Origin of the sequence: Pseudomonas sp. 2024-210, assembly GCF_045062345.1 — a bacterium.
In the GTDB taxonomy this organism is placed as follows: Bacteria; Pseudomonadota; Gammaproteobacteria; order Pseudomonadales; family Pseudomonadaceae; genus Aquipseudomonas.
The window spans coordinates 367,513-393,495 of the sequence record NZ_JBJGEJ010000002.1; the positions used below are offsets into that span (position 1 = coordinate 367,513).

Genomic DNA, 25,983 nt, shown 5'->3' on the forward strand with positions numbered 1-25,983 from the left:
TGGCGACATAAGCCATTAATTTTTGTTTCTATTTTTTTCCTTACAGGAGTGCGGCATATGTCAAAAGGGCATTCGCTACAAGACCCTTACTTGAATACATTGCGTAAAGAGAAGGTTGGCGTTTCCATTTATCTGGTCAACGGCATCAAGCTGCAGGGGACTATCGAGTCTTTCGACCAGTTCGTGATTCTGCTGAAAAACACCGTTAGCCAAATGGTTTACAAACACGCTATCTCTACAGTCGTACCTGTGCGTCCAATTCGCTTGCCTAGCGCAACCGAAGCAGAGCTCGCTGACGCGGAACCAGGTAACGCCTAATAAATAAGACAGGAGCTTCCTTTGTTCTTTGAGCGTCACGGTGGTGGTGAGCGGGCAATCCTCGTTCACTTGGAAGGACAGGACCCTGAGGCGCGCGAAGATCCGCAGGAGTTCCAGGAGTTAGCTAAATCGGCCGGCGCCGAGACCGTCGCGTTTTTTAACGTGCCGCGTCATCGGCCATCGGCCAAGTACCTGATTGGCACTGGCAAGGTTGAGGAGTTACGCGACCTGGTCAAGGCCGAGAAGGTCGACATTGTGATCTTCAATCATGTCCTGACGCCCAGTCAGGAGCGTAACCTCGAACGTGTGTTCGAGTGTCGCGTGCTTGACCGTACCGGGCTGATTCTCGACATTTTCGCTCAGCGCGCTCGTACTCACGAAGGCAAGTTGCAGGTCGAACTGGCCCAGCTTGACCACATGAGCACACGGCTTGTTCGTGGCTGGACTCACCTTGAGCGTCAAGGTGGGGGCATTGGTAGCCGCGGCCCGGGTGAAACCCAGCTCGAAACTGACCGACGCCTGCTGCGTGTGCGCATGAGCCAGATCAAGGCTCGTCTGAAAAAAGTCCGCAGTCAGCGCGAGCAGTCCCGTAGAGGGCGCCAGCGCGCCGACATTCCTACGGTTTCGCTGGTGGGCTATACCAACGCCGGCAAATCCACGCTGTTCAATGCGGTCACCGGCTCCGACGTGTTTGCCGCTGACCAGCTATTCGCCACGCTCGACCCGACATTGCGCCGCCTTGATTTGGGTGACTTGGGGCCGATTGTGCTGGCGGATACCGTGGGCTTTATTCGTCACCTTCCGCACAAGCTAGTTGAAGCTTTCCGGTCTACGCTCGAAGAGTCGAGCAATTCCGATTTGTTGCTGCACGTGATCGATGCGCACGAACCTGAGCGCATGCAGCAGATTGAGCAGGTGATGGTCGTTCTGGGCGAGATTGGTGCTCAGGACTTGCCGATCCTCGAGGTCTACAACAAAATCGATTTGCTTGAAGCGGTCGAACCCCAGATTCAGCGCGATGCCAACGGCAAACCTCAACGGGTCTGGCTATCGGCGCGCGACGGTTCGGGGCTTGAGTTGCTTGAACAAGCCATCGCCGAGTTGCTGGGCAATGATTTGTTTGTCGGCACCTTGCGTCTTGAGCAGCGATTTGCTCGACTGCGGGCTCAGTTCTTCGAACTAGGTGTTGTGCAAAAAGAAGCGCATGACGATGAGGGGGCCAGTTTGTTGGACGTACGCCTGCCGCGAGCCGAGCTCAATCGCTTAATCAGCCGCGAAGGGATGCAGCCGCTGGAATTCATCGAAGAACACACTTTGCAATAAAAGCCTCGCAAAGCGGCTGTGCCGCTGTGATAGGCATTCTGTAGCATTGGTCGGCGCGCCGTGGGCGCGTCTTTGCTTTATCAGATGGAGAGCGCTATGGCTTGGAATGAGCCGGGTGGCAACTCGAATAATCAAGATCCTTGGGGTGGCAAACGCCCTAAAAATGGCGACCGCAAGGGACCACCAGATCTCGACGAAGCCTTCCGAAAGCTGCAGGAAAGCCTGAATGGGTTGTTCGGTGGTGGAAAAAAACGCACGGGCGGCAATGGTGGTGACAGTGGGTCGGGCGGCAAGGGTGCCGGTTTCGGACTGCTGGGCATTGGCCTGGTCGCATTGGCAGCCGTTTGGCTGTACAGCGCAGTCTATGTAGTCGATGAGCAGGAGCAAGCCGTGGTGCTGCGCCTGGGCAAGTACTACGACACTGTAGGGCCGGGCCTGAACATTTATTTCCCGCCGTTCGATAAAAAGTACATGGAAAACGTGACGCGTGAGCGTGCGTATACCAAGCAGGGTCAAATGCTGACTGAAGACGAAAATATCGTCGAAGTGCCGCTGACCGTGCAGTACAAGATCAGCAACCTGCGCGATTTCGTGCTCAACGTTGATCAGCCGGAAGTCAGCCTGCAACAAGCCACCGACAGTGCCCTGCGCCATGTCGTGGGCTCCACTTCGATGGATCAGGTGCTGACCGAAGGTCGTGAGCAAATGGCTATCGAGATCAAGGAACGCTTGCAGCGCTTCCTCGATACTTACAAGACCGGTATCACCGTCACGCAGGTCAACGTACAAAACGCAGCCGCACCGCGTGAAGTACAAGAAGCCTTTGATGACGTGATTCGTGCCCGTGAAGACGAGCAGCGTGCCCGCAACCAGGCCGAAAGCTACGCCAATGGTGTAGTGCCGGAAGCCCGTGGTCAGGCGCAGCGCATCATCGAAGATGCCAACGGTTACCGCGACGAAGTCGTTTCTCGCGCCAAAGGTGAAGCTGACCGCTTTACCAAACTGGTGGCGGAATACCGCAAGGCTCCAGAGGTCACGCGTGATCGTCTGTATCTGGACACCATGCAGGAAGTCTTCAGCAACACCAGCAAAGTACTCGTGACCGGTAACAAGAACGGCCAGAGCAACCTGCTGTACTTGCCCTTGGACAAAATGATCGAAGGCCGTAATGGCAGCACCCCGGCAACGGGTTCGGCAGCGGCGGCGAGCACCAGTGATTCGGCCTCGCACACCAACACGGATCTGCCGACACCACCGCGTACCAGGGAGAGTCGCTGATGAGCAATAAATCGCTGATCGCCCTTATTGTTGCCGTTGTCGTGGCGATCGTTGCCTGGAACAGCTTCTACATCGTCTCGCAAACTGAACGTGCCGTTCTGCTGCGCTTTGGCCGTGTGGTTCAGGCCGATGTTCAGCCGGGTCTTCACGTGAAGATTCCTTACGTCAACCAGGTGCGCAAGTTCGACGCTCGTCTGATGACGCTGGATGCACCGACGCAGCGTTTCCTGACGCTGGAAAAGAAAGCGGTCATGGTGGATGCCTTCGCCAAGTGGCGCGTGAAAGATGCCGAGCGCTTCTACACCGCTACCTCCGGCATGAAGCAGATTGCTGACGAGCGCCTGTCGCGTCGTCTGGAATCCGGCCTGCGTGACCAGTTCGGTAAGCGCACCCTGCATGAAGTGGTGTCGGGTGAGCGTGATGCACTGATGGCTGACATCACCGCATCGCTGAACAAAATGGCTGAAAAAGAGCTGGGCATCGAAGTGGTCGACGTTCGCGTCAAGGCCATCGATTTGCCAAAAGAAGTAAACCGCAGCGTTTTCGAACGTATGAGCACCGAGCGTGAGCGTGAAGCACGTGAGCATCGGGCCAAAGGTAATGAGCTGGCCGAAGGCATTCGTGCTGACGCCGACCGTCAACGTCGAGTTCTGCTGGCTGAAGCGTATCGTCAGTCCGAAGAGCTGCGCGGTGATGGCGACGCCCAAGCCTCTGCGATCTACTCCAAGGCTTACGGCCAGGATCAGGAGTTCTACAAGTTCTATCGCAGCCTGCGCGCTTACCGCGAAAGCTTTGCGAACAAGAGCGACGTGTTGGTATTGGACCCAAGCAGCGATTTCTTCCGCTACCTGGAAAAATCCAAGCCCGCGCAACAGTAAGGCGTCATGCCGTCCGATTGCCGGCCTCAGGCATCACAATCGGGCGCATGCATTCACTCCGCCGGGCGGGCAAATTGCCTGGCGGGGTGATCCTTTTAGAAAACGTGTGTATGATGCGGCAGCCGGGAAATTCCCGGCTTTTTTGCGTCTGCATGTTTGATTGACCGAACGGCTGATACAGCGTCGGCAGATTTTTTCGAGGAATGTGCTGTGTAAGCCTGTTGCTTCAGGCTTTTTTGCTGTGCGCGCTCAAGACGCAGCCACGTTCTGCTTTACTCAAGGCTCGCCTGCTGGCAAGCCGCCCGGATCATAGGGGAATGGCGTAATGGCAACAGTAGACCGCTGGCTTCTGCCAGATGGCATCGAAGAAGTACTTCCACCTGAAGCGGCCCGCATAGAAGTGGCGCGGCGTCAGGTGTTGGATCTGTTCCAGAGCTGGGGCTATGAGTTCGTCGTCACCCCGCATATCGAATACCTGGAGTCCTTGCTGACTGGGGCAGGCCAGGATCTCGACTTGCGCACCTTCAAGGTTATTGACCCGCAAACGGGTCGCCAGATGGGGTTTCGTGCCGACATCACGCCGCAAGTGGCGCGTATTGATGCGCATACCCTGCGTCGTGAAGGCCCGAGCCGTCTGTGCTACGCCGGCAGCGTGTTGCATGCAAAGCCGCGCGGTTTGTCTTCCTCGCGCAGCCCGATCCAGTTGGGTGCCGAGTTGTATGGCGATGCCAGCCCGAGCAGCGATGTTGAAGTGATCAGCCTGATGCTGGCGATGCTGCAACTGGCAGATGTGCCCGATGTCCACATGGACTTGGGGCATGTCGGTATTTACCGTGGGCTGGCCCGTGCGGCCAACCTGTCGGCGCAAGTGGAACAACAATTGTTCGACGCCCTGCAACGCAAGGCGATCGACGAAGTAACGGCCTTGACCGAAGGTTTGCCGGCTGATTTGGCAGGCATGCTCCAGGCTTTGGTCGATTTGTGTGGCGGTCACGAAGTTCTGGCTGCCGCGCGCGAGCGTTTGGCAAAGGCTCCGGCTCAAGTGCTGGCGGCGCTGGACGACCTGCAAGCGATTGCACACGGGTTGTCGGTGCGTTTCCCGCAGTTGCCGTTGTACTTTGACCTGGGCGAGTTGCGTGGGTATCACTACCACACAGGTGTAGTGTTTGCGGTATTTGTACCGGGCGTTGGTGATTCCATCGCTCAGGGTGGCCGTTATGACGACATCGGTGCTGTCTTCGGGCGTGCCCGGCCGGCTACCGGCTTTTCGACCGATTTGAAAACCCTGGTGACCCTGGGGCGTGCGCAAGTCGAGTTGCCGTCTGGTGGTATATGGATGCCCGACAGCACGGATGCGGCACTCTGGCAGCAGGTTTGCCAGCTTCGCAGTGAAGGTCAGCGTGTGGTTCAGGCATTGCCTGGGCAGCCGCAGGCTGGGGCCCAAGAGGCTGACTGCGACCGCCAATTGATTCAGCAGAATGGCCTGTGGCAAGTAGTGCCGCTGGTTTCTTGAGTTTTCCTGCCGGCAATTGCCGGCACCAAGTTTGCGCGAATGAGGACAAGTGTTATGGGTAAGAATGTCGTAGTCCTGGGCACCCAATGGGGTGATGAGGGCAAAGGCAAGATCGTTGATCTGCTGACCGAACATGCTGCCGCTGTAGTGCGTTACCAAGGGGGTCACAACGCTGGCCACACCTTGGTGATCGACGGCGAAAAAACCGTATTGCACCTGATTCCGTCGGGCGTGTTGCGCGAAGGCGTGCAATGCCTGATCGGCAACGGTGTCGTGGTCGCTCCCGATGCCCTGCTGCGTGAAATCATCAAGCTGGAAGAGAAAGGCATACCGGTGCGTGAGCGCCTGCGTATCAGCCCGTCCTGCCCGCTGATCCTGTCGTTCCACGTTGCGCTGGACCAGGCCCGTGAAAAGGCCCGCGGCGAGCTGAAGATCGGCACGACCGGTCGCGGCATTGGCCCGGCTTATGAAGACAAAGTGGCACGTCGTGGCCTGCGTGTTGGCGATCTGCTGAACATGCCGCGCTTTGAAGCCAAGCTGCGTGAATTGGTGGAATACCACAACTTCATGTTGGTGGGTTTCTACAAAGAGCCAGCCATCGACTTCGACAAGACCCTGGCCGAGTGCAAGGAATACGCTGAGCTGCTCAAGCCGCTGATGCTGGACGTGACGGCTGAGCTGCACGGCCTGCGCCGCGCTGGCAAAGACATCATGTTCGAAGGCGCGCAAGGTTCGCTGCTCGACATCGACCACGGCACTTACCCGTACGTGACCAGCTCCAACACCACTGCCGGTGGCGTTGCAACGGGTTCGGGCGTGGGCCCGATGTTCCTGGACTACATCCTGGGCATCACCAAGGCTTACACCACTCGCGTTGGTTCGGGTCCGTTCCCGACTGAGCTGTTCGACGACGTTGGCGCTCATCTGGCTAAACAGGGTCACGAGTTCGGCGCAACCACGGGCCGTGCCCGTCGTTGCGGCTGGTTCGATGCCGTCATCCTGCGTCGCGCTATCGACGTGAACAGCATCTCGGGCATCTGCCTGACCAAGCTGGACGTGCTCGACGGGCTGGAAACCATCAACATTTGCGTCGGCTACAAAGATGCAAACGGCACCGTGCTGGTTGACGCGCCGACTGATGCTGATAGCTACGAAGGCCTGCAACCGGTATACGAAACTGTACCGGGCTGGACTGAGTCGACCGTGGGTGCCAAAACCCTGGAAGCTCTGCCAGCCAACGCTCGTGCTTACATCAAGCGCGTAGAAGAGCTGATCGGTGCACCGATCGACATCATCTCGACAGGTCCGGACCGCAACGAAACCATCGTTCTGCGTCACCCGTTCGCTTAAGTCGTAGCGATGTAAAGCAAAGGGCCCTTCGGGGCCCTTTGTTGTTTGCGTCATCTCAAACGGCACGACCCTTGCTGTGGAAACCGCCAATAAAAGTGCCATCAAAATAATGGCACGTATGTGGAGGGGTTACCAGTGTCTGCCGTTCTCTCACTGTTACGAAGCCGCTTGTTGCGACCTGTGTTCGTTACCTTGGGTATCGCTCTTTTGGTGCAAGTGTTGGTGGCGGTTGCACTGACTCGGAGCACCGTCACCGCATTGGAAGCTGATTTGGACGCGCGTCTGGGCGCAGACAGCCAAAAACTGACAGTTGAATTGCAGCAGGCCACTCAGGAAGTCAAAAACAGTCTCGATGAGCTGTCTGCCCATACCCGCCAGCGCCTGACAGCGGGCCTGGCGCCGCGCTTGAAAGAAGAGCAGACGCAGCTGTGGGATTCGATGGAAAAGAGTCTCAAGGATTCCGCCAACGACATGGCGCAATTATTGGCGGCTGTGGCACCGCGAGCCATTTGGGACAACGACGTACCCACACTGTCTGAATTTGCCCGCCGTGCTCAACGTAATCCCAATGTGCTGTTTGTTGTGTATGACGATGCGGCAGGCCAGCACCTGACGCGCTACCTCAACCGTGACAACCCGATCAACAAAGCCCTGTTGGAAAAGGGCCAGGGTGAGCGAGCGTTGGACAAGGTCTTGAGCGCTGCCCGCAACGACCCGGCCGTGTATTACCTCGAGGCACCCATCAGCCCAAACGGTGTTGAAATCGGCAAAGTGTTGATGGGGGTTTCAACGGCGTCGTTAGAAGAGGATCTGGCGGCCCTTGATAAGCGTTTTGCGACCCTGATCGTCAACAGTGAACAGTTGGTGGGCGAAAGCTTGCAAGGTGCGGCGAGCGACAGCTCGGCGGTGTTAGGCGCACGTTTGCAGTCGGCTCAGGCGGCAGCCGCGCAGATGCAAGTCAATACTTCCCAAACCGTGCGTGAGGCGGCGGATACGTTGCGCTGGCGGATTGGCCTGGGGTTGGCGGTTGTCGGCTTGGTTGTGCTTTTACTTCTGGCCGTGGTGCTGGGCCGGCGCGTGGTGAGCAAATTGCTGCTGTTGATTAACGCGCTCAATGACCTGGCAGCAGGCGATGGTGATTTGACGAAACGTGTCGGCCTGCACAGCAAGGATGAGATTGGCGACATGGCCGCAGCGGTTAACCGTTTTATCGACAAGCTCCAGCCCATCGTGCGTGAGGCCGGTGATGTGGCGCAACGGACCGGGGTTGAGATCGGCGCGATGACCGTGCGCAATGCCGGGGCCAATGCTGCCGCGCAACTGCAGCGTGATGAGGTTGCGCAAAGCCTGGCAGCGCTGTCGACCATGGCTGATGCGGCACAGTCCGAAAGCCATGCGATGCAAGCGGCGCTAAAACAGGTGCAGGAGATTCGTCAGGCCACCGATGAAAACACGCGTACCTCGACGCAAGTCGGCGGCTTGATTGAAGCCTTGGCCGGACAAGTGGGCGAGGGCGCCAAGGTGATTGAACGGCTGGCCCGTCAGAGCGAGCAGATTGAGGTGGTGTTAACGGTGATTCATGGCATCGCGGAGCAAACCAACTTGTTGGCATTGAACGCGGCCATTGAAGCTGCGCGGGCCGGTGAGACGGGGCGTGGTTTTGCCGTGGTGGCGGATGAAGTGCGGGCGCTGGCGAGCAAGACACAAAGCTCCACTGGCGATATTCAGGCGCACATCGTGGCCTTGCAGCAGGGCGCGAAAGAGGCGGTGGCGGCGATTGGGTTAGCGGGGCGTCAGGCCAATGAGGGGTTGGCGGTGTTGCACGGCAGTGTGCAATTGCAAAAAACGGTGCAAGCCTCGGTTGAGCAAGTGCATGCCGCCATTGGTGATGCCACTAAAGCCGCTGCGCATCAGGCGCAGGGGGCGCATGCCGTTCGGGGGCGGGTTGAAGTGATCCACGCGCAGTCCGAGCGGGCGGCGCAAGCGGTGAATGAAACCACGGCCAGTGGCAAGGTGCTTGATGGTTTGGCGGCGCAGCTCAAGGCGAGCTTGGGGCAATTTCGGGCTTGAGATCAAAAGCCCCTCACCCTAACCCTCTCCCGGAGGGAGAGGGGACTAAAAGCAAAAGCAGATGTGCGAAACGTTCAGATCCAGCTCCCTCTCCCGGAGGGAGATGGGACTAAAGGCAAAAGCAGATGTGCGAAACGCTCAGATCCAGCTCCCTCTCCCGGAGGGAGAGGGAACTAAAGGCAAAAGCAGATGTGCGAAACGCTCAGATCCAGCTCCCTCTCCCGGAGGGAGAGGGACTAAAGGCAAAAGCAGATATGCGAAACGTTCAGATCCAGCTCCCTCTCCCGGAGGGAGAGGGGACTAAAGGCAAAAGCAGATGTGCGAAACGCTCAGATCCAGCTCCCTCTCCCGGAGGGAGAGGGACTAAAGGCAAAAGCAGATATGCGAAACGCTCAGATCCAACCCCATCTCCCTTTGAGAGAGGGGATTAAAGGCAAAAGCAGATGTGCGAAACGCCTCGATCTAGCCCCCTCTCCCTCCGGGAGAGGGTTGGGGTGAGGGCAAGCGTACTCAGCGGCTCAAATACATCCGTGTGGTCAGCAAATAAACAGGCAGCCCGGACACCAGAATCAACAGCGCTGCGTAAGGAGCCGCCGCCGCAAACTCGATATTCGAGGTGTGCGACCACACTTGCGTCGCCAAGGTATTCAAGCCGGTTGGGCTCAACAATAGCGTCGCTGTCAGCTCCTTCATCGCATCCAGAAATACCAGCGCGAACGCCGCCCCCAGCGCCGGAAAGATGATTGGCAACGTCACCCGGCAAAACGCCGAGAACGACGAGGCGCCCAAGGTTCGCGCCGCTTCTTCCAGTTGCGGCGCCGCCTTGTTCAGCGCCGTACGAATCGGCGCCTGCGCCAACGGCAAAAACAGTAACGCATAGGCAATCAGCAGCAAAGCCGAAGTCTGGTACAGCGCAGGCACGAAATGCAGCGAGAAATACACCAGCGCCAAGGCAATCACCAGCCCTGGCAGCGCGTGCAGCAGGTACGGCAAGCGCTCAGCCCAGATCGCCAGTTGGCCTTTGTAACGCACCACCAGCAGGCCGACCGGCACTGCCAAAACCAGACACAACGCCGCGCCACCCAGTGCCAGTGACAACGACGAGAGCAGCGCTTCGCCAATCTGAGCCATGGGAAAAGCAGCCGAGCTGCCCTTGACCAGCCAGTACACCAGCATGCCCAAAGGCACGCCGCTGCCAATCACTGCCAGCGCCAGGCAATACAGCTGGCCCAGCAGCGACCACTTGCCTAGCCGAACCTGCTCGGCACGCCGCGCCGCGCCCTGGCCGATGCGAATGTGGCGGCCTTTACCCCGCACTTTCAGCTCCAGCCACAACAGGCTCAAACACATCACCAGCAACACCGCTGACAACATGGCGGCATTGGCGTTACTGAATTCCAGCTCAAACTGCTGATAGATCGCGGTGGTGAAGGTCTGCAAGCCAATAATTGACAGTGCGCCGAACTCCACCAGCATGTGCAGAGCAATCAGCAGCGATCCCGCCAGCAGCGAAGGCCAGAGCAACGGCAGGGTGATGGTGAAAAACACCCCCCAGCGATTCTGGCCCAGCGTGCGCGCAGACTCTTCAAGCGCCGGGTCGAGGTTGCGCAAGGTGGCCGCCACCGGCAGAAAAATGAGCGGGTATTTGGACAGGCTCATCACCAGAATGGCGCCGCCCAACCCCTCAAAGCTGGCGCTGAGCGATACCCAGGTGAAGCTGCTGACGAACGCCGGAACGGCAAACGGCAGGCACAGGATCACGCCCCACAGCCGGCGACCCGGCAAGTTGCTGCGCTCCAGCAACCAGGCCAGCGACAACCCCACCAGCGCACAGGTGACGGTCACGCCGACCATCAACATCAAGGTGTTGCGCATCAGGCCAAATACAAATGGCCGCCACAACAGATGCACCGCTTGCGCCCATCCGGCTTGCCAGGCCTTGGTGCCCACATACAGCAATGGCAACAGGCTCAGGCCCACCAGAAACAATACGGGCAACAACAGCCAGATTGATGGCCTTTTGCGTTTCAGGGTAAAGCGGGCAGGTTGAGCGGCAAGCAGCATCAGAGCAGGCCTACTTCTTGTTCGAGCTCCAGCGCTTCATCTGCGTTGCCCAAGTCGGCCGGAGTGATTTTCGGCGCTTGCAGTTCATCAAACGGCTTGAGGCCGCGTTCCGAGACCATGCCTTTGCGCATCGGGTATTCAGCGGTGGTATTGGTGATCACCCGCTGACCTTCTTCGCTGGCCATGTAGGCCAGCAACTGCTGGGCTTCTTTAGGGTGCTTGGAGGCTTTGACCACACCGGCACTGGACACAGTAATCAAGCCGCCCGCATCACCGTCGGTGAAGTAGTGCAGTTTGGAGTCCAGCTTGCCTTTCTCGCGCTGCAAGGCAAACCAGTAGTAGTTGTTGACCAGTACCGCTGCCACTTCGCCATTTTCGACGGCTTTGAGCGCCACCATGTTGTTGGTGTAGGTCTTGCCGAAGGCGCGCAGGCCTGTCAGCCATTCTTCAGCGGCGTCGCGACCATGCATTTTGATAATGGCGACGGCCTGTTCCTGGAAAGCGCCGCTGGTCGGCACGAAGCCTACCTTGCCTTGCCATTCAGGGCCTGCGAAATCCAGAACTGATTTTGGCAGTTCTTCTTCTTTGATTTTGTTTGGGTTGAAGGCCACTACGCGAGTACGCGCCGTCACGCCGATCCATGTACCGTTAGCCGCCACGTATTCCTTGGGCAGCGCTTGCAGGGTGCTGTCGTCAGCCTTGGCCAGCAAGCCTTGCTCGCCCAGGCTGTTGAGCGGTGGCGATTCTTCGGCGTAGAACACGTCGGCAGGCGAGCGGTCGCCTTCTTCGACGATCTGGCTGGCCAACTGGTTGCTGCTGCCTTTGCGCACATTGACGTGGATGCCGGTCTTGGCTTCAAAGGCGGCCGCAAGGTTGTCGCCAACCTCTTTGTGCTGGCCGTTATACAAGGTCAGGGTGACAGGGTCGGCAGCGTAAGCGGCGGGAGCGAGCAGGGTCAGGCCAAGCGTTGCGATGGACAAACTGCGCAGTAGAAATGTTGCAAGCTGGGTATTTCGGAGCATCATTCGCTGGGTTCCTCGCTGGGGTACTACAAAACTTGAAACAATAATAAACGATATTGTTTCTCAAGTGCGCTTGACCCAGCGCCCAATTGCGCCCCAGCGACGAACTGTGATGCGTCCTTCCTTAAAGCGTGTCGAGAAAACTGCGCAACGCTCTCAGTTCATCCTTGTTCATGTTCAAGGCTTTCAGGCGTTCGCTGGTGGTTGGGAATAACGGGTCGTTGACCTGCTGCGCGTTAGGGCGCGGCCGCGGCATGCCCATGTTGTAGAAGGCCAGCGTGCCGTCCATGTTGACGAACAGGCCGTTGTGCATCCACGGCGCCGTTTTCATCACCAGGCGTAATGACGGGGTGCGGAAGGCGCCCACGTCTTCTGGTTTGCGCGTCACTTCATAGCGCCCCAAGTCTTCATATTTAGCGCGTCCGTAGTAGCTCAGGCCGACGTTATGGAATTGTTCGTCGCTCAGGGCCGGGCCGAAGTGGCAGTTCATGCAGCGGGCCTTGGTGCGGAATACATGCAGGCCGTAAAGTTGTTCGTCTGTCATGCGCTGCGGGCGCCCGCGCAGTAATTGCTCGAAGGGGGTGTTGCGAGTGCTTTTGACCAGCGTGCGCTGGAATGTGGCCAGGGCTTGCCCGGTTCGTTCGGTGGTAATCGCGCCGTCGCCAAAAACCTGCGCAAATTGCTCGCGGTAGGTCGCGTCCCCATTAAGCCGTTCAAGCAATTGCGGAATATCGAAGGCCATCTCCACTGGATCGACGATGGGGTGCATGGCTTGCTGCTCAAGGCTGCCGCCTCGACCGTCCCAAAACAGCTGGGAGCTATAGCCGCTCATCACCAGACTGGGCGCGTTTCGTCGTCCGTTCTGGCGATCATGGCCAAAAGACACTCGGCGACCATCGGCAAAGGCCATGTCGGCTTCGTGGCAGGATGCGCAGGCAATTTGCCCCGAGCGTGACAGCTTGGGGTCGTTAAACAGTTTTTTGCCCAGCTCGGCCTTGGCTTCGCTGAACGGGTTTTCGGGCGGGGCGGGCGCATGGTCGGGCAGGGCGGCCATTTCCTGCCAGGCCACGTCGGCATCAACTTGCGGAGCGGGCCACTGGGCGACAGGCTGGCGGTACAGCTGGGCTATGCAGGCGCTGTAGTCGCTGGCCTTTTCATCGCAGACCGACGCAGCGGTCGCATTCAGGCTGCTCAGCGCCACCCCTACGCTGAAGCAGAAAATCAGGCGGTTCAAAAGGTGTACCCCACTTCAAGCATGAATTGACGGCCGACTTCATAAGTGGGCAAGCCGCTGTTCTCGGTAGCGCCGACAATTTGTTTGTCCAGCAGGTTGATCACGTCCAGGTTGACGAACACAGCCTGGTCTTTCGCGGTGGGCACTTGCCAGGCGATGCGTGTGTCCCAGGTCAGGGCGCCGGAAAACGGTGTTTCGGCCCACACATAAGCGTCCTTGCCCTCGTGCTGGACTTTTTTGCCAGTGGCTGCAATTCGACGGTAACCGTCGCGGTAACGCAGGAAGTTACTCCAGGTCAGGTGCAGTGGCTCGATTTCGGTGATGGTAGTCAGGCGCGCGGTCCAGGGGCGGTTGTAATTGGTCGCGGGCATGTCGGAGTACTTCATGAACTTGCCGTCGTACTGGATCGTGGGGTCTTCGACGTAGGTGGCGCCGATGCTGGCACTGTAGTTCGACAGGCCGGTGTTATTGATTTTGCTCCAGTCCATCGCGAACTGACCCGAGGTGCGGGTGCTGCCCAGCGTAAAGGCCTGCAGCGGGGTAATGGTCAGGGTGTAGATGTCGGCGTCGCTTTTGCCGCCGTTGTAATAGGTGTAGTAGTTGGCAGCCAGCGTACTGGTGTCTTCGGACGGCTCACCAATCTGCGAGCCCCACGCGCGGCTGACTTGCTCGCGGCCCATGCGCTTGACGTATTTGACGGCGAATTCGGTGTCCCATTGCACGTGGCTAAGGCCCAGGGTCAGCTCATCGTCATAGGGCACTTTCAGCTGGTTGAACTTGCTGTCATTGGCGTTCTGCTGACCTTTCACCCATTCAGAAGACGGGCTGGCACGGCTGTATTCGGTGCCCATGGCGGCGATACCGTCGCGCAGGCGATAGGCGTACAGGTTGCGGCCGTAGTAGCGGTTGGCGCCGCCGGTGATACGGGTCTTGTTGTCACCGAACACGTCCAGCTCGATGGCCAGGCGCGGCGCGATTGTGGTCTGGCTCATGTAGTCATCGCCGTCGATCCGTACGCCGGGTCTGACGGTTAAGCGTCCATAGCGCATTTCGTCTTGCAGGTAGAGCGCCCAAGCGCGCGTGTCAAAGGCAACTTTGCCTTGGCTGACGGTCATCTTGTTGGCGTATTGCCCGGGCCACCCTTCTTGGGTGGTGCCGATCGAGCAGTAATGATCGTTGCCCACACAGGTGCCGGTGGACGCCACGGTGTAACTGCTGTGGGGTTTGCTGCGTTCATAACTGGCCGAGTTCTGTGACAGTTCAAGGCCGCTTTGTACCGAGTGATCCAACCCCAGCCAATTGAAACTGTTCCAGTCAGCCTTGAGCTTGTAAGCCAGCGTTTTCTGGGTTTCTTCGATGTCGCCAAAGCCGCCTTCGGAAGCAACCGGTGAAGTGCTCCAGTCTTTGGTCGTGGAGGTGCGCCAGAAAATCAAGTAGTCACTGTCTGAGTAGCGTGACGTGTTCAGTTCGCTCCAGCTGAGGTTTTGTTCGACGCGAGCCATTGGCGCATTCCATACCAGACGGGCGCTAATGCTCTCGCCGCCGGCTTCCATGTCTCGTGCGGAGTAGAGCGAGTTAGGGCCAAAGGTTTTGGCGGTTTCCGGGGCGTGGGTCAGGCTGACATCGAGTTTCCAATCTTCATTGACCTGCCACACGGCTTTGAGGAAGTAATTGTCGATGCGCCGGGTCTGTGTTTCGGTAGCGTTGGCCGTATCGGTCTGGTTGGAAACGGCAAACACTCGGGTGGGGATGGTCGAGTCTTTGCGTGAAAAACTGCCCATCAATCCGAAGTTGTCGGTCAAGTACCCTTCGAGTGTGGCGCGAGTGATGATCTTCTTGAACGCTGGCTGACTGTCGTTTCCGAAGCCCGCTTCAAAGTTCTCAAGGTCCGGGTCATCTTCGTTGAGGTGATAGCGGGTCCACTCCGAACGCGACATTTGCACCGACACCTTGCCGTGAAAGTCCTTTTTGGGGTCGCGGGTGTTGGCCTCGACCACACCGCCGTTAAACCCGCCAAATTCTACGGGCACGTTGCTGTCATAGACCTTGATGTCTTCGAGCAGGTCGGTATCGAGCGCCATGCCCTGACTGCGCCCCGAAATCTCTGCGAAGCTGTCATTGCTGTTGCCGGGATCGAGGTCGTTGTTCATGGTCATGCCATCGACCACAAACAGGTTTTGCCAAGGTCGTGCTCCGTTGATGCTGATGTCGGCGGGGGCAATTTCACCGGGGGTCTTGCTGCTTAGCTGGTTGTTGTCGAATTGCACGTTGGGGTTTGTGCGCAGCAGGCTAGTGATATCGCCGTTACCTGAAGGCAGGCTCTCGATCATTTGTCGATCAATCACCTGTTCTCCCTGGAAAACCGAGTCCATCGCCGTAATCGGTGTGCTCTTGATCTGTAAGACATCGCTCTCTGCGGGCGGCAGAATTGAGGCGCTCTCTGGGGAGGTGACTTCCCATTGCAGGCCGCTGTTGCGCAACAGGTGAGCCAGTGCGTTCTCGGGGCTCGTAGTGGCGTCTACCGGCGCGCTGTTGAGACCGGTGAGCAGCGTACTTTCTGCGCTGACCTGCCAGCCTGATTGCTGCGAAAAAGCAATCAGCGCCGTGGACAGCGGTTGGGCCGGAATCTGGAAATGCTGTGGTTGCTCATGACGGCTCTGCGGGCTTGATCCAGGGTTGGCGGCGAGGGTCAGCGTGGGCAAGCCAAGCAACAGGGCCAGTGACAACGAACGGTAACCAGTGAGGCTGACGCAACGCAAACGCTGAGAAGGCATGAGTAGACCTACGAATTAAAACGCCTTGTCACTAATGCGAATCCTTATCAGTGACGTTCGTAGGTAAAGACTCTCGGCGGTGTAGGATTTCCATAAATAAATGAAAATATTTTTAGGCGGCTAAAGACGGCGCATTGAAGCCCTACCGCTTGGCCGACACAATCAGGGTATACGGCACGTCGTCTTGCACGTTCCCGCCGAGCGGGGCGATGACCGTTTGCAGAGCGCGTTTGGGGTCACGCATGTTCAGCGCTGCGGTGACTCGGCGCTGACCCAATGCCTTGTCGGTCAGCAGAATCACGCCTGGCTGGTAACGGCGCAGTTGCTTGATGACGTCATCGACTGATTGATCCACAACCACCAATTGCCAGCGGCGCCAAGGGGCTACGTATCCGGCAGGCAGTTGTTCCAGGCGGGTTTGCTGATCCGATGAGTCATAGCTCAAGTGATCGCCGTGGTGCAGGGTTGAAGACACAGACGATGAAGGGGTTTTGACGGCAACCGTGCCGCTCTCAACGCTGACATGCACATCATTGTTGTCCACGCTGACGGCAAAGGCGGTGCCTGTGACGCGTACACGGACCTGGCCGGCATTCACGTAAAAAGCACGGTCTGGCTGGGAGGTGACCGAGAAAAACGCCTGCCCGCGCAACAATGTGACTTGCCGCTGTTGGGGATCAAACTGCACATCTGCCACGCTGTTGCTGTCGAGCAGCATATGAGTGCCGTCGCTCAGGGTGATGTCCCGATGTTCCGCGGTTGGGCTGTAATAGTCGGCCCTCAGGGCCTGCCAGTCGGGCAGCAGCATAAACACAGCACACGCTGCGGCCACTGCACCTGCCAGTGAGCGTTTACGCCGACCGAATCGTCGGTGTGCTGGCGCGGGCGACGCAATCTGTGCCGACCCGCACTCCGCTACGTTTGGCAAGGTCAGTGCCGACCCGCTCAGGCGCCAGACTTTCTGCGCCTTGCGCCAAGCAGCGTCATGCTCGGGTGCGCTGTTACGCCAGTGATTGAGGCGCAGGGTCAAATCTGGGTCGCCCGGGTTTTCCTGAATCAGCAGCAGCCAGTCCAGTGCGGTTTCCCAGATCAGATTCGGGGGCGCTTTATCAGTCATCACTCAGTTGTTCCGCGCAGTAGGTCAGGGCGTCGCGGACCAATTGGTGGGCCAGGCTCACAGAGATACCCAGTTGGGCACCTATTTGTTGAAACGTCAGGCCTTGCAGTCGATGCAGGACGAATGCCTGTCGAGTGCGTTCCGGCAGGCGCGACAAAGCATGTTGCAATTTGCGAAGCTCGTCCAGATGCAGGGCTTCTTGTTCCGGTGACGGCGCGTTGGACGCGTGCTCATCCAGTAGTTCATCACGGGAGGTGTGGCGATTTTCCAGGGTGACGCGGCGATTGAGATCAAAGGCCAGGTTGCGCACGATTCGATAGAGGTACCCCACCGGTTGCCTGAGCGGGATGAGGTTGTCGGCACTTTGGCTGAAACGTAGCCACGCGTCTTGCACCACATCTTCTGCTTTGGCGCGGCAGCCGACAATGGGTGCGGCATAGTCCACCAGAGCATGTCGATGCATGAGGTAGAGCTGTAATATTTCGTTGTTGTCGGACACTCGAATCCAGGATGTCGCAAAGGCGATCTGAAGGTGGCCGGATATTAGTGCGAGTGAGATGGATTATCAAATGCAACATTGGTGTACTGATGGGAGGCATCAGGCCAAAAGAGAAGGGGGGGCTATGCATGAAATCCCGGAAACTAAAAAGCCCGCTTTCGCGGGCTTTTTGAGTGGTGATTCACCTTTTGGTGAATGACCTGAATTGGTGCCCAGAAGAAGACTCGAACTTCCACGACCTTGCGGTCACCAGCACCTGAAGCTGGCGTGTCTACCAATTTCACCATCTGGGCAGTATCAGCAACGTTGCCGCTGTTGATGTGGCGCACTATACGGACAGCTTTTAAATCTGTAAACCCCTGTTTTAGTTTTATTAAATCAGCGGCTTAGAATGCAAAAACCCGCTTTCGCGGGTTTTTGTGTGAGTGTGCAGATTGTACTAACCTACAACTCTAAATTGGTGCCCAGAAGAAGACTCGAACTTCCACGACCTTGCGATCACCAGCACCTGAAGCTGGCGTGTCTACCAATTTCACCATCTGGGCAGCATCTTCAACGTTGCCGTTGTCGATGGCGCGCACTATACGGATGACCCTTTGACCTGTAAAGCATTGTGATTAAAAATATTGCAAATATTTCGCGAACGGTGGGACGGCAGTGTCAAAGCGTGTCAGAAAGGATTATTAAGGCTCTGAGTGAGTCCGAAATTTCCCGTTTCAATACGCGTATGCCAAACTAACCCGCATATAGACAAGGTGAAAACTATCTAATGGCCGATTGGCAGACCCTCGATCCCGAGGCCGCACGTGAAGCGGAAAAATACGAAAACCCTATCCCTAGCCGCGAACTGATCCTTCAGCATCTGGCCGAGCGTGGCTCGCCTGCTGCTCGCGAACAGTTGGTGGAAGAGTTTGGTCTGACGACTGAAGACCAAATTGAGGCCCTGCGTCGTCGCCTGCGAGCGATGGAACGTGATGCCCAACTTATTTATACCCGCCGCGGTACGTACGCGCCGGTCGACAAGCTCGACTTGATCCTGGGGCGCATCAGCGGTCACCGCGATGGCTTCGGCTTCCTGATCCCGGACGACGGCAGCGACGACCTGTTTATGAGCCCGTCGCAAATGCGACTGGTGTTCGATGGCGACCGCGCTTTGGCCCGTGTTTCGGGGCTTGATCGCCGTGGTCGTCGTGAAGGCGTGATCGTTGAAGTGGTGTCGCGAGCTCACGAAACCATCGTGGGTCGTTACTTTGAAGAAGGCGGCATCGGTTTTGTCGTAGCTGACAACCCGAAGATTCAGCAAGAAGTGCTGGTCACGCCGGGCCGCAATGCGGGCGCCAAGATTGGCCAGTTTGTTGAAGTGAAGATTACTCACTGGCCGACGCCGCGCTTTCAGCCGCAAGGTGATGTGCTTGAAGTCGTGGGTAACTACATGGCGCCGGGCATGGAGATCGACATCGCTCTGCGCACCTACGACATTCCGCACGTTTGGCCAGAAGCCGTGGTCAAGGAAGCGCGTCGCCTAAAGCCTGAAGTTGAAGAAAAAGACAAAGAAAAACGCATCGACCTGCGTCACCTTCCGTTCGTCACCATTGACGGCGAAGATGCGCGCGACTTCGATGATGCGGTGTTCTGTGAGGCCAAACCGGGCAAGCTGCGCTTGTTCTCCGGTGGCTGGAAGCTTTACGTGGCCATTGCCGACGTGTCCAGCTACGTGAAAATCGGTTCGGCGCTGGATACCGAAGCCCAAGTGCGTGGCAACTCGGTGTACTTCCCTGAGCGCGTGATTCCGATGCTGCCCGAGGAGCTGTCCAACGGGCTGTGCTCGCTGAACCCGCACGTTGACCGTTTGGCCATGGTTTGCGAGATGACCATCTCCAAAACCGGCGAAATGACTGACTACCAGTTCTATGAAGCGGTAATTCACTCCCAGGCGCGTCTGACCTACAACAAGGTCAGCACCATTCTGGAGCAGCCGAAAACCGCTGAAGCCAAGCAACTGCGCAACGAATACGCTGATGTGGTGCCGCATCTCAAGCAGCTTTACTCGCTGTACAAGGTGTTGCTGACCGCGCGTCATACTCGTGGCGCGATTGATTTTGAAACTCAGGAAACCCGAATCATCTTCGGTTCTGATCGCAAAATCGCTGAAATTACGCCAACCACTCGTAACGATGCGCACAAGCTGATCGAAGAATGCATGCTGGCGGCCAACGTGGCCACTGCCGAATTCCTGAAGAAGCACGAAATTCCTGCGCTGTACCGCGTTCACGACGGTCCGCCGCCTGAGCGCCTGGAAAAACTCCGTGCCTTCCTCGGTGAGCTGGGCCTGAGCCTGCATAAAGGCAAGGACGGTCCGTCGCCGAAGGATTACCAGGCGTTGCTGGCCAGCATCAAGGACCGTCCGGACTTCCACCTGATCCAGACCGTGATGCTGCGTTCGTTGAGCCAGGCGGTGTATAGCGCTGATAACCAGGGCCACTTCGGCCTGAACTATGAAGCCTATACCCACTTTACTTCGCCGATTCGTCGCTATCCGGACTTGCTCACGCACCGGGCGATTCGCAGTGTTATCCATTCCAAAATGGATACCCCGCACGTTCGCCGTGCTGGCGCGATGACCATCCCGAAAGCACGCATCTATCCGTATGACGAAGCTGCGTTGGAGCAGCTCGGCGAGCAGTGCTCCATGAGCGAGCGCCGTGCCGACGAAGCCACGCGTGACGTGACCAACTGGCTCAAGTGCGAGTTTATGAAGGACCGCGTTGGCGAGTCGTTCCCGGGTGTTGTGACGGCAGTTACCGGTTTTGGCTTGTTTGTAGAGCTGACCGACATTTATGTCGAAGGTCTGGTGCACGTCACCGCCTTGCCGGGTGACTACTACCACTTTGACCCTGTGCATCACCGCCTTGCGGGTGAGCGCACCGGTCGTAGCTTCCGTTTGGGCGATACCGTTGAAGTGCGTGTGATGCGTGTCGATCTCGACGAGCGCAAAATCGACTTCGAAATGGCTGAGAAAACCCTCAGCGCACCGATTGGTCGCAAGAACCGTGGCACTGACAAACCGGCAGCCAAGACTAAGCCGGCAGGCAAGCCAAGCGGTTATGACACTGAAAAGCCGGCTGAGCCAGCAAAAACCAGTCGTCGTAGTGCGCCGGCCAAAAAGCCTGCAAAAAATACGGACGAGACCTATCGCCCGGGCGATGCAGCGGCAAAAAATGCCGAGCTGCGCAAAAGTCGTGAATTGAAACAGGCGCTGCTGGCCGAATCGAAAAGCGGCGGTCGGACATCGGAGCCGGGAAAGTCGGGTAGGGCGGCGCCTGCTAAAGATGCAGGCAAGCCTTCCAAGCCGAGCAAACATCGTAAAGGCCCGCCAAAAACGGGCGCCGCGCCTGCTGCCAAAAGCAGCGGGTCGCGCAAACCTAAGGCCAAGTCATGAGTCAGTTGGAAAAAATCTACGGCATTCACGCCGTAGAAGCGTTGCTTCGTCATCACCCCAAGCGCGTGAAACAAGTGTGGTTGGCTGAGGGTCGTAGCGATCCTCGCGTTCAAACCCTGATCACGCTGGCTGACGAAAGCCGTGTGCCGGTGGGCAATGCCGAGCGCCGTGAAATGGACGTCTGGGTTGAAGGCGTTCACCAAGGGGTCGTGGCAGATGTAAGCCCGAGTCAAGTGTGGGGCGAGGCAATGCTCAATGAGCTGCTGGACCGCACCGAAGGCGCGCCGTTGATTCTGGTGCTGGATGGCGTGACCGATCCGCACAATTTGGGTGCTTGCCTGCGTACTGCCGATGCGGCGGGTGCGTTGGCGGTCATCGTGCCGAAGGACAAGTCGGCGACGCTGACTCCGACTGTGCGAAAAGTAGCCTGCGGTGCGGCGGAAGTGATTCCTTTGGTGGCGGTGACTAACCTCGCTGCGACCTTGAAAAAACTGCAGCAGCGCGGTCTGTGGGTTGTCGGCACTGCTGGCGAAGCCGAGCAGGAACTGTACGAGCAAGACCTGACAGGTCCGACCATCCTGATCATGGGTGCCGAAGGCAAAGGCATGCGTCGCCTGACGCGTGAGCACTGCGATTACTTGGTGCGTCTACCGATGGCGGGTAGCGTCAGCAGCCTGAACGTATCGGTGGCGACGGGCGTCTGCCTGTTCGAAGCCCTGCGTCAGAGGGGCTTGAAAGCAGCCGCTACGCGCAAGCGATAAGCTTCAAGCGGCAAGTTAAGGCGGCTTTGAATCTGGTTTACCGCTTGCAGCTCGTCACTTGCCGCTACGACTTGCAGCTTACAGCTTGCAGCTTGACCTCTGCTTCTCTACTATTGCGCCCCTTGCCGTCATGGCGGGCGCATATGTGCCTCTCTAGGCAAGACACACAAGTGTCATTCACTCCTTGTCTGACCGCTTTTTAGTTAGCGGCAGGCTACAACCCGTAAGGAGCATTCATGCGTCATTACGAAATCATCTTTTTGGTCCACCCGGATCAAAGCGAACAAGTCGGCGGCATGGTAGAGCGTTACACCAAGCTGATCGAAGAAGACGGCGGCAAAATCCACCGTCTGGAAGATTGGGGCCGTCGTCAACTGGCCTACGCAATCAACAATGTTCACAAGGCTCACTACGTGATGCTGAACGTTGAGTGCACTGGCAAAGCCCTGGCTGAGCTGGAAGACAACTTCCGTTACAACGATGCTGTGATCCGTAACCTGGTCATCCGTCGCGACGAAGCCGTAACTGGCCAGTCCGAGATGCTCAAGGCTGAAGAGAACCGCAGTGAGCGCCGTGAGCGTCGTGACCGTCCTGAGCATTCTGACAGCGCCGATGGCGATGACAGCGATAACAGCGACGCCAGCGATAACGCTGACGAGTAATCCACGGACCTTTTGAGGAGCCAATTACATGGCACGTTTCTTCCGTCGTCGTAAATTCTGCCGCTTCACAGCAGAAGAAGTGAAAGAGATCGATTACAAAGATCTCAACACTCTGAAAGCCTACGTATCCGAAACCGGCAAAATTGTTCCAAGCCGTATCACCGGTACTAAAGCTCGTTATCAGCGTCAGCTGGCCACCGCTATCAAGCGCGCCCGCTTCCTGGCCCTGCTGGCCTACACCGACAGCCACGGCCGCTGAGACCGGGCAGTCGACAGGTAGTAAAGGATTGAAAGTATGCGCGCCTTAGCTGAGTTCATCATGCGAGGCCGCGTACAGGCCACGTTAATCGTGGCCGGATGTGCGGCATTGCCGTTTTTGTTCTGGTTAAGTGCTGCTGCAGGGTGCCTTGTGCTTCTGCGGCGCGGTCCGAGAGATGCCTTGAGCATCCTCTCATGGGCTTTACTGCCGGCCTTGGTCTGGTGGTTTATCGGAGAACCTCGCACCTTGATGGTGCTGTTGGGAACTCTGGGATTGGCGATGCTTTTGCGCGCCGGTCAGCCCTGGTATCGCGTGCTGCTGGTCAGCGTAGCGTTGGGTGTGGTGTATGGCGTGATCCTGGGTACGGTTTTCCGCGAACCCATTGGTGCGATGGCGCAGGAGTTGGAAAAACTTCTGCCGCAGGTCCTCAATGGTCTCTACGACAAGTTATCTGACGTAGAGCGAGCGCGCCTTGGAGCACTGATTGCACCCGTCCTTACCGGTCTGATTGCAGCTTTGATGCAGGTCGTCAGCGTGCTGAGCCTGATACTTGGGCGTTACTGGCAAGCGCTGTTGTACAACCCGGGCGGTTTTGCCAGCGAATTTCGCAGCATCCGCCTACCGCTGGGTCCAGCGTTACTGTTGCTGGCGTGCATGCTTGTAGGGCCAAACTTCGGTCCTCAAATGGCCATGCTCACGCCGTTGTGCAGCGTAGCGTTGTTCTTCGCCGGACTGGCCCTGATTCATGGGCTGGTGGCGCGAAAGCGACTGTCCAAGTTTTGGCTGGTGGGGATGTACGTCACGCTCTTGCTGTTTATGCAGCTGATCTATCCGTTGCTCGTGGTTTTGGCCATTGTCGACAGCCTGATTGATTTTCGCGGACGTCTGGCGCCGAAAGACGCTGATAAAGGCTCTGCGGACGGTGAAGGTTAAAAGTTAAGAGGATTTTCACATGCAACTGATCCTTCTGGAAAAAGTCGCAAACCTGGGCAACCTGGGCGACAAAGTAAATGTTAAGGCCGGTTACGGTCGTAACTACCTGCTGCCATACGGCAAAGCTACCGCTGCAACCGCTGCCAACCTGGCTGCGTTTGAAGAGCGTCGTGCTGAGCTGGAACAAGCAGCAGCTGACAAGAAAGCTTCGGCTGAAACACGCGCTGCCCAACTGGCTGAGCTGGAAGTGACTATCACTGCCACTGCTGGTGACGAAGGCAAGCTGTTCGGTTCGATCGGCACCCACGACATCGCTGATGCACTGACCGCCTCTGGCGTTGAAGTTGCTAAAAGCGAAGTTCGTCTGCCGAACGGCACTATCCGCAACGTTGGCGAATTCGACGTGGCTGTGCACCTGCACGCCGAAGTTGAAGCAACCGTACGCGTTGTTGTGGTAGCTGCTTAAGCAGTCTTAACTGACTGGCACCTTGTGTGCTGGACGGTTAACATCGGGCACGATCCTGTTTACAGGTCGTGCCCTTTGTCTTTCTGCTGATCCTGATTTTCAAACCCCTGCTTTTTCAAATTCAAGTGGCCATGAACGATATCTCCGCTCCTGAGCAATACGATCTACAAACCGCAGCCCTGAAGGTGCCTCCGCATTCCATCGAGGCCGAACAGGCTGTGCTTGGTGGTTTGATGCTGGACAACAACGCCTGGGAACGCGTGCTGGATCAGGTCTCGGACGGTGATTTCTATCGACATGACCACCGCCTGATCTTCCGCGCCATCGCCAAACTGGCTGACCAGAACTCCCCGATTGACGTCGTGACCCTTGCCGAGCAATTGGACAAGGAAGGTCAGACTTCACAAGTGGGTGGCCTGGGTTACCTGGGCGAACTGGCGAAAAACACACCGTCTGTCGCCAACATCAAGGCTTACGCCCAGATCGTGCGCCAGCGTGCGACTTTGCGTCAGCTCATCGGCATCAGCACCGAGATTGCCGACAGCGCGTTCAACCCCGAAGGGCGCAGCGCTGAAGAGATTCTCGATGAAGCTGAACGGCAGATCTTTGCGATTGCCGAGGCCCGGCCAAAAACCGGCGGCCCGGTCAGCGTCAACGACCTGCTGACCAAAGCCATCGACCGCATCGACACGCTGTTCAACACCGACAACGCCATCACGGGCCTGTCCACCGGCTACACCGACCTGGATGGCATGACCAGCGGCTTGCAGCCTGCGGACTTGATCATCGTCGCCGGTCGTCCATCGATGGGTAAAACCACCTTTGCGATGAACCTGGTGGAAAACGCCGTGTTGCGCAGCGAGAAGGCTGTACTGGTTTACTCGCTGGAGATGCCAGGTGAATCGCTGATCATGCGTATGTTGTCCTCGCTTGGGCGCATCGACCAGACCAAGGTTCGTGCCGGACGTCTTGAAGATGACGATTGGCCGCGCCTGACCTCGGCGGTCAACCTGCTCAACGACCGCAAGTTGTTCATCGATGACACCGCGGGTATCAGCCCTTCGGAAATGCGCGCCCGTACCCGACGTCTGGTGCGTGAGCACGGCGACATCGGCCTGATCATGATCGACTACCTGCAACTCATGCAGATTCCGGGTTCGGGCGGTGATAACCGTACCAACGAGATTTCCGAAATCTCGCGTTCCTTGAAAGCCTTGGCCAAGGAGTTCAATTGCCCGGTAGTTGCCCTCTCGCAGCTCAACCGTTCCCTTGAGCAGCGCCCGAACAAACGCCCGATCAACTCCGACTTGCGTGAATCCGGCGCCATCGAGCAGGATGCCGACGTGATCATGTTCGTGTATCGGGATGAGGTGTATCACCCCGAGACGGAACACAAAGGCATTGCCGAAATCATCATCGGCAAGCAGCGTAACGGCCCGATCGGGACGACGCGACTCGCCTTTATCGGCAAATACACCCGCTTCGAAAACCTGGCGCCGGGCAGTTATAACTTCGACGATGACTAAGGCTTCGGCACGCCTGATGAAGTGCTCGCGGCAGGTGCTCCAAATAGCTTTCTAACGTTCGATTCCGGGTAGCAATAATTCCAGCGCAATTCTGCCCCGGCTTCAATCTGCTCGCTGGCAAACAAGATACACAAGCTCATTCGTTTCCAGGGTGCATTGCCTTTTTGCACATCCACGTCAAAAGGTGCACTTTCGACGTTATAACCAGACGCAGCTTGTCTGACAGGTCGTCCGTCTTCGTAATCGAAAATCGTATTGATACGTGAGGTGATGTTGTCGCCAGACAACATCACCTCACGGGTCATCATCGAGGGGTGTCCGGGCGTGTCATCTTTTGGCGGGTTTTTAGCCCTTATATCCATTAAATAAGGGTCTTTACGAAAGGTCGCCACCGGGGTTGGCAGCAACTCGCCGCCATAGACGCCCAGAACCTCACCTTTTTGAATGACCCTGCGACTAATAACAGTGGATTCTCCAATCAAGCTCGACTCTTGGGG

Annotated in this window: 21 protein-coding genes, 2 tRNA genes and 1 pseudogene; 15 read left to right on the forward strand and 9 right to left on the reverse strand. The window is 57.5% G+C overall.

What is annotated here, in order from left to right:
- Positions 1–57: 57 nt before the first annotated feature.
- From hfq to ACI7MX_RS04295, 8 genes and pseudogenes are all read left to right on the forward strand, one after another.
- On the forward strand, positions 58–318 hold the full coding sequence (hfq, locus tag ACI7MX_RS04260) for an RNA chaperone Hfq (RefSeq protein WP_122785080.1): 261 nt from the start codon (positions 58–60) through the stop codon (positions 316–318).
- A gap of 21 nt (positions 319–339) precedes the next feature.
- Complete coding sequence (gene hflX, locus ACI7MX_RS04265; protein ID WP_405585205.1) at positions 340–1,641, forward strand: ribosome rescue GTPase HflX; 1,302 nt, start codon at positions 340–342, stop codon at positions 1,639–1,641.
- Between the two features lie 96 nt (positions 1,642–1,737).
- On the forward strand, positions 1,738–2,919 hold the full coding sequence (gene hflK / locus ACI7MX_RS04270) for an FtsH protease activity modulator HflK (RefSeq protein ID WP_405585208.1): 1,182 nt from the start codon (positions 1,738–1,740) through the stop codon (positions 2,917–2,919).
- A complete protein-coding gene (gene hflC, locus ACI7MX_RS04275) occupies positions 2,919–3,797 on the forward strand; it encodes a protease modulator HflC (RefSeq protein WP_405585211.1) in 879 nt (292 codons plus the stop codon). Before hflK ends, hflC begins: the two co-directional genes overlap by 1 nt.
- Before the next feature lie 325 nt (positions 3,798–4,122).
- Positions 4,123–5,310, forward strand: coding sequence for an ATP phosphoribosyltransferase regulatory subunit (locus tag ACI7MX_RS04280; RefSeq protein ID WP_405585214.1), 1,188 nt, complete (start codon positions 4,123–4,125; stop codon positions 5,308–5,310).
- A gap of 54 nt (positions 5,311–5,364) precedes the next feature.
- Positions 5,365–6,660 (forward strand): adenylosuccinate synthase, encoded by a 1,296-nt coding sequence (locus ACI7MX_RS04285; RefSeq protein WP_405585216.1) that lies wholly within the window; start codon positions 5,365–5,367, stop codon positions 6,658–6,660.
- Positions 6,661–7,611: 951 nt separating this feature from the next.
- Positions 7,612–7,824: pseudogene (locus ACI7MX_RS04290) on the forward strand (methyl-accepting chemotaxis protein); the annotation flags it as partial.
- Between the two features lie 201 nt (positions 7,825–8,025).
- Entirely contained in the window at positions 8,026–8,730 is a 705-nt protein-coding gene (locus ACI7MX_RS04295; protein WP_405585360.1) for a methyl-accepting chemotaxis protein, read from the forward strand.
- Positions 8,731–9,240: 510 nt separating this feature from the next.
- Here ACI7MX_RS04295 and ACI7MX_RS04300 read toward each other — a convergent pair.
- The 8 genes from ACI7MX_RS04300 to ACI7MX_RS04335 all read right to left on the reverse strand — a co-directional run bounded on the left by ACI7MX_RS04300 (position 9,241) and on the right by ACI7MX_RS04335 (position 17,985).
- Positions 9,241–10,794 carry an iron ABC transporter permease gene (locus ACI7MX_RS04300; protein ID WP_314492522.1) on the reverse strand — a complete coding sequence of 518 codons (1,554 nt, stop codon included), beginning with the start codon at positions 10,792–10,794 and terminating at the stop codon, positions 9,241–9,243.
- The gene (locus ACI7MX_RS04305) at positions 10,794–11,819 is read right to left on the reverse strand and encodes an iron ABC transporter substrate-binding protein (RefSeq protein WP_314492525.1); all 1,026 of its coding nucleotides are present in this window, start codon (positions 11,817–11,819) and stop codon (positions 10,794–10,796) included. The genes ACI7MX_RS04300 and ACI7MX_RS04305 overlap by 1 nt, the downstream gene beginning before the upstream one ends.
- Before the next feature lie 121 nt (positions 11,820–11,940).
- Positions 11,941–13,050 carry a cytochrome-c peroxidase gene (locus ACI7MX_RS04310; protein WP_405585220.1) on the reverse strand — a complete coding sequence of 370 codons (1,110 nt, stop codon included), beginning with the start codon at positions 13,048–13,050 and terminating at the stop codon, positions 11,941–11,943.
- The gene (locus ACI7MX_RS04315) at positions 13,047–15,824 is read right to left on the reverse strand and encodes a TonB-dependent receptor plug domain-containing protein (RefSeq protein ID WP_405585223.1); all 2,778 of its coding nucleotides are present in this window, start codon (positions 15,822–15,824) and stop codon (positions 13,047–13,049) included. Before ACI7MX_RS04315 ends, ACI7MX_RS04310 begins: the two co-directional genes overlap by 4 nt.
- A 142-nt stretch (positions 15,825–15,966) precedes the next feature.
- Entirely contained in the window at positions 15,967–16,941 is a 975-nt protein-coding gene (locus tag ACI7MX_RS04320) for a FecR family protein (RefSeq protein ID WP_405585226.1), read from the reverse strand.
- On the reverse strand, positions 16,934–17,404 hold the full coding sequence (locus ACI7MX_RS04325; RefSeq protein WP_405585363.1) for a sigma-70 family RNA polymerase sigma factor: 471 nt from the start codon (positions 17,402–17,404) through the stop codon (positions 16,934–16,936). The genes ACI7MX_RS04320 and ACI7MX_RS04325 overlap by 8 nt, the downstream gene beginning before the upstream one ends.
- Before the next feature lie 242 nt (positions 17,405–17,646).
- Positions 17,647–17,733 (reverse strand) — tRNA-Leu (locus tag ACI7MX_RS04330).
- Positions 17,734–17,898: 165 nt separating this feature from the next.
- Positions 17,899–17,985 (reverse strand) — tRNA-Leu (locus ACI7MX_RS04335).
- A gap of 224 nt (positions 17,986–18,209) precedes the next feature.
- Between ACI7MX_RS04335 and rnr the strand changes: the two genes are divergently transcribed.
- The 7 genes from rnr (at position 18,210) to dnaB (ending at position 25,486) form a co-directional block, all read left to right on the forward strand.
- Entirely contained in the window at positions 18,210–20,879 is a 2,670-nt protein-coding gene (rnr, locus tag ACI7MX_RS04340; RefSeq protein ID WP_405585229.1) for a ribonuclease R, read from the forward strand.
- A complete protein-coding gene (gene rlmB / locus ACI7MX_RS04345) occupies positions 20,876–21,640 on the forward strand; it encodes a 23S rRNA (guanosine(2251)-2'-O)-methyltransferase RlmB (protein ID WP_405585232.1) in 765 nt (254 codons plus the stop codon). Before rnr ends, rlmB begins: the two co-directional genes overlap by 4 nt.
- Before the next feature lie 236 nt (positions 21,641–21,876).
- Positions 21,877–22,302 (forward strand): 30S ribosomal protein S6, encoded by a 426-nt coding sequence (rpsF, locus tag ACI7MX_RS04350; RefSeq protein ID WP_003439045.1) that lies wholly within the window; start codon positions 21,877–21,879, stop codon positions 22,300–22,302.
- A gap of 28 nt (positions 22,303–22,330) precedes the next feature.
- Positions 22,331–22,561: a 30S ribosomal protein S18 gene (gene rpsR / locus ACI7MX_RS04355; protein ID WP_003171373.1), complete on the forward strand. Its 231-nt coding sequence runs from the start codon at positions 22,331–22,333 to the stop codon at positions 22,559–22,561.
- A 36-nt stretch (positions 22,562–22,597) separates the two neighbouring features.
- Positions 22,598–23,494 carry a hypothetical protein gene (locus ACI7MX_RS04360; RefSeq protein WP_122785065.1) on the forward strand — a complete coding sequence of 299 codons (897 nt, stop codon included), beginning with the start codon at positions 22,598–22,600 and terminating at the stop codon, positions 23,492–23,494.
- 19 nt (positions 23,495–23,513) lie between these two features.
- Positions 23,514–23,960: a 50S ribosomal protein L9 gene (gene rplI / locus ACI7MX_RS04365; protein WP_003439047.1), complete on the forward strand. Its 447-nt coding sequence runs from the start codon at positions 23,514–23,516 to the stop codon at positions 23,958–23,960.
- Positions 23,961–24,091: 131 nt separating this feature from the next.
- The gene (dnaB, locus tag ACI7MX_RS04370; RefSeq protein ID WP_016783319.1) at positions 24,092–25,486 is read left to right on the forward strand and encodes a replicative DNA helicase; all 1,395 of its coding nucleotides are present in this window, start codon (positions 24,092–24,094) and stop codon (positions 25,484–25,486) included.
- Here the strand turns inward: dnaB and ACI7MX_RS04375 are convergent.
- On the reverse strand, positions 25,483–25,968 hold the full coding sequence (locus ACI7MX_RS04375; RefSeq protein WP_405585239.1) for a hypothetical protein: 486 nt from the start codon (positions 25,966–25,968) through the stop codon (positions 25,483–25,485). The genes dnaB and ACI7MX_RS04375 overlap by 4 nt on opposite strands.
- Positions 25,969–25,983: the final 15 nt, after the last annotated feature.

Excerpts from the sequence above, each read along its gene's own strand:
- hfq (WP_122785080.1), top strand. The coding sequence starts at position 58 with ATGTCAAAAGGGCATTCGCTACAAGACCCTTACTTGAATACATTGCGT.
- hflK (WP_405585208.1), top strand. The coding sequence starts at position 1,738 with ATGGCTTGGAATGAGCCGGGTGGCAACTCGAATAATCAAGATCCTTGG.
- hflC (WP_405585211.1), top strand. The coding sequence starts at position 2,919 with ATGAGCAATAAATCGCTGATCGCCCTTATTGTTGCCGTTGTCGTGGCG.
- ACI7MX_RS04280 (WP_405585214.1), top strand. The coding sequence starts at position 4,123 with ATGGCAACAGTAGACCGCTGGCTTCTGCCAGATGGCATCGAAGAAGTA.
- ACI7MX_RS04285 (WP_405585216.1), top strand. The coding sequence starts at position 5,365 with ATGGGTAAGAATGTCGTAGTCCTGGGCACCCAATGGGGTGATGAGGGC.
- ACI7MX_RS04295 (WP_405585360.1), top strand. The coding sequence starts at position 8,026 with ATGGCTGATGCGGCACAGTCCGAAAGCCATGCGATGCAAGCGGCGCTA.
- ACI7MX_RS04300 (WP_314492522.1), bottom strand. The coding sequence starts at position 10,794 with ATGCTGCTTGCCGCTCAACCTGCCCGCTTTACCCTGAAACGCAAAAGG.
- ACI7MX_RS04305 (WP_314492525.1), bottom strand. The coding sequence starts at position 11,819 with ATGATGCTCCGAAATACCCAGCTTGCAACATTTCTACTGCGCAGTTTG.
- ACI7MX_RS04315 (WP_405585223.1), bottom strand. The coding sequence starts at position 15,824 with ATGCCTTCTCAGCGTTTGCGTTGCGTCAGCCTCACTGGTTACCGTTCG.
- ACI7MX_RS04320 (WP_405585226.1), bottom strand. The coding sequence starts at position 16,941 with ATGACTGATAAAGCGCCCCCGAATCTGATCTGGGAAACCGCACTGGAC.
- ACI7MX_RS04325 (WP_405585363.1), bottom strand. The coding sequence starts at position 17,404 with ATGCATCGACATGCTCTGGTGGACTATGCCGCACCCATTGTCGGCTGC.
- rnr (WP_405585229.1), top strand. The coding sequence starts at position 18,210 with ATGGCCGATTGGCAGACCCTCGATCCCGAGGCCGCACGTGAAGCGGAA.
- rlmB (WP_405585232.1), top strand. The coding sequence starts at position 20,876 with ATGAGTCAGTTGGAAAAAATCTACGGCATTCACGCCGTAGAAGCGTTG.
- rpsF (WP_003439045.1), top strand. The coding sequence starts at position 21,877 with ATGCGTCATTACGAAATCATCTTTTTGGTCCACCCGGATCAAAGCGAA.
- rpsR (WP_003171373.1), top strand. The coding sequence starts at position 22,331 with ATGGCACGTTTCTTCCGTCGTCGTAAATTCTGCCGCTTCACAGCAGAA.
- ACI7MX_RS04360 (WP_122785065.1), top strand. The coding sequence starts at position 22,598 with ATGCGCGCCTTAGCTGAGTTCATCATGCGAGGCCGCGTACAGGCCACG.
- rplI (WP_003439047.1), top strand. The coding sequence starts at position 23,514 with ATGCAACTGATCCTTCTGGAAAAAGTCGCAAACCTGGGCAACCTGGGC.
- dnaB (WP_016783319.1), top strand. The coding sequence starts at position 24,092 with ATGAACGATATCTCCGCTCCTGAGCAATACGATCTACAAACCGCAGCC.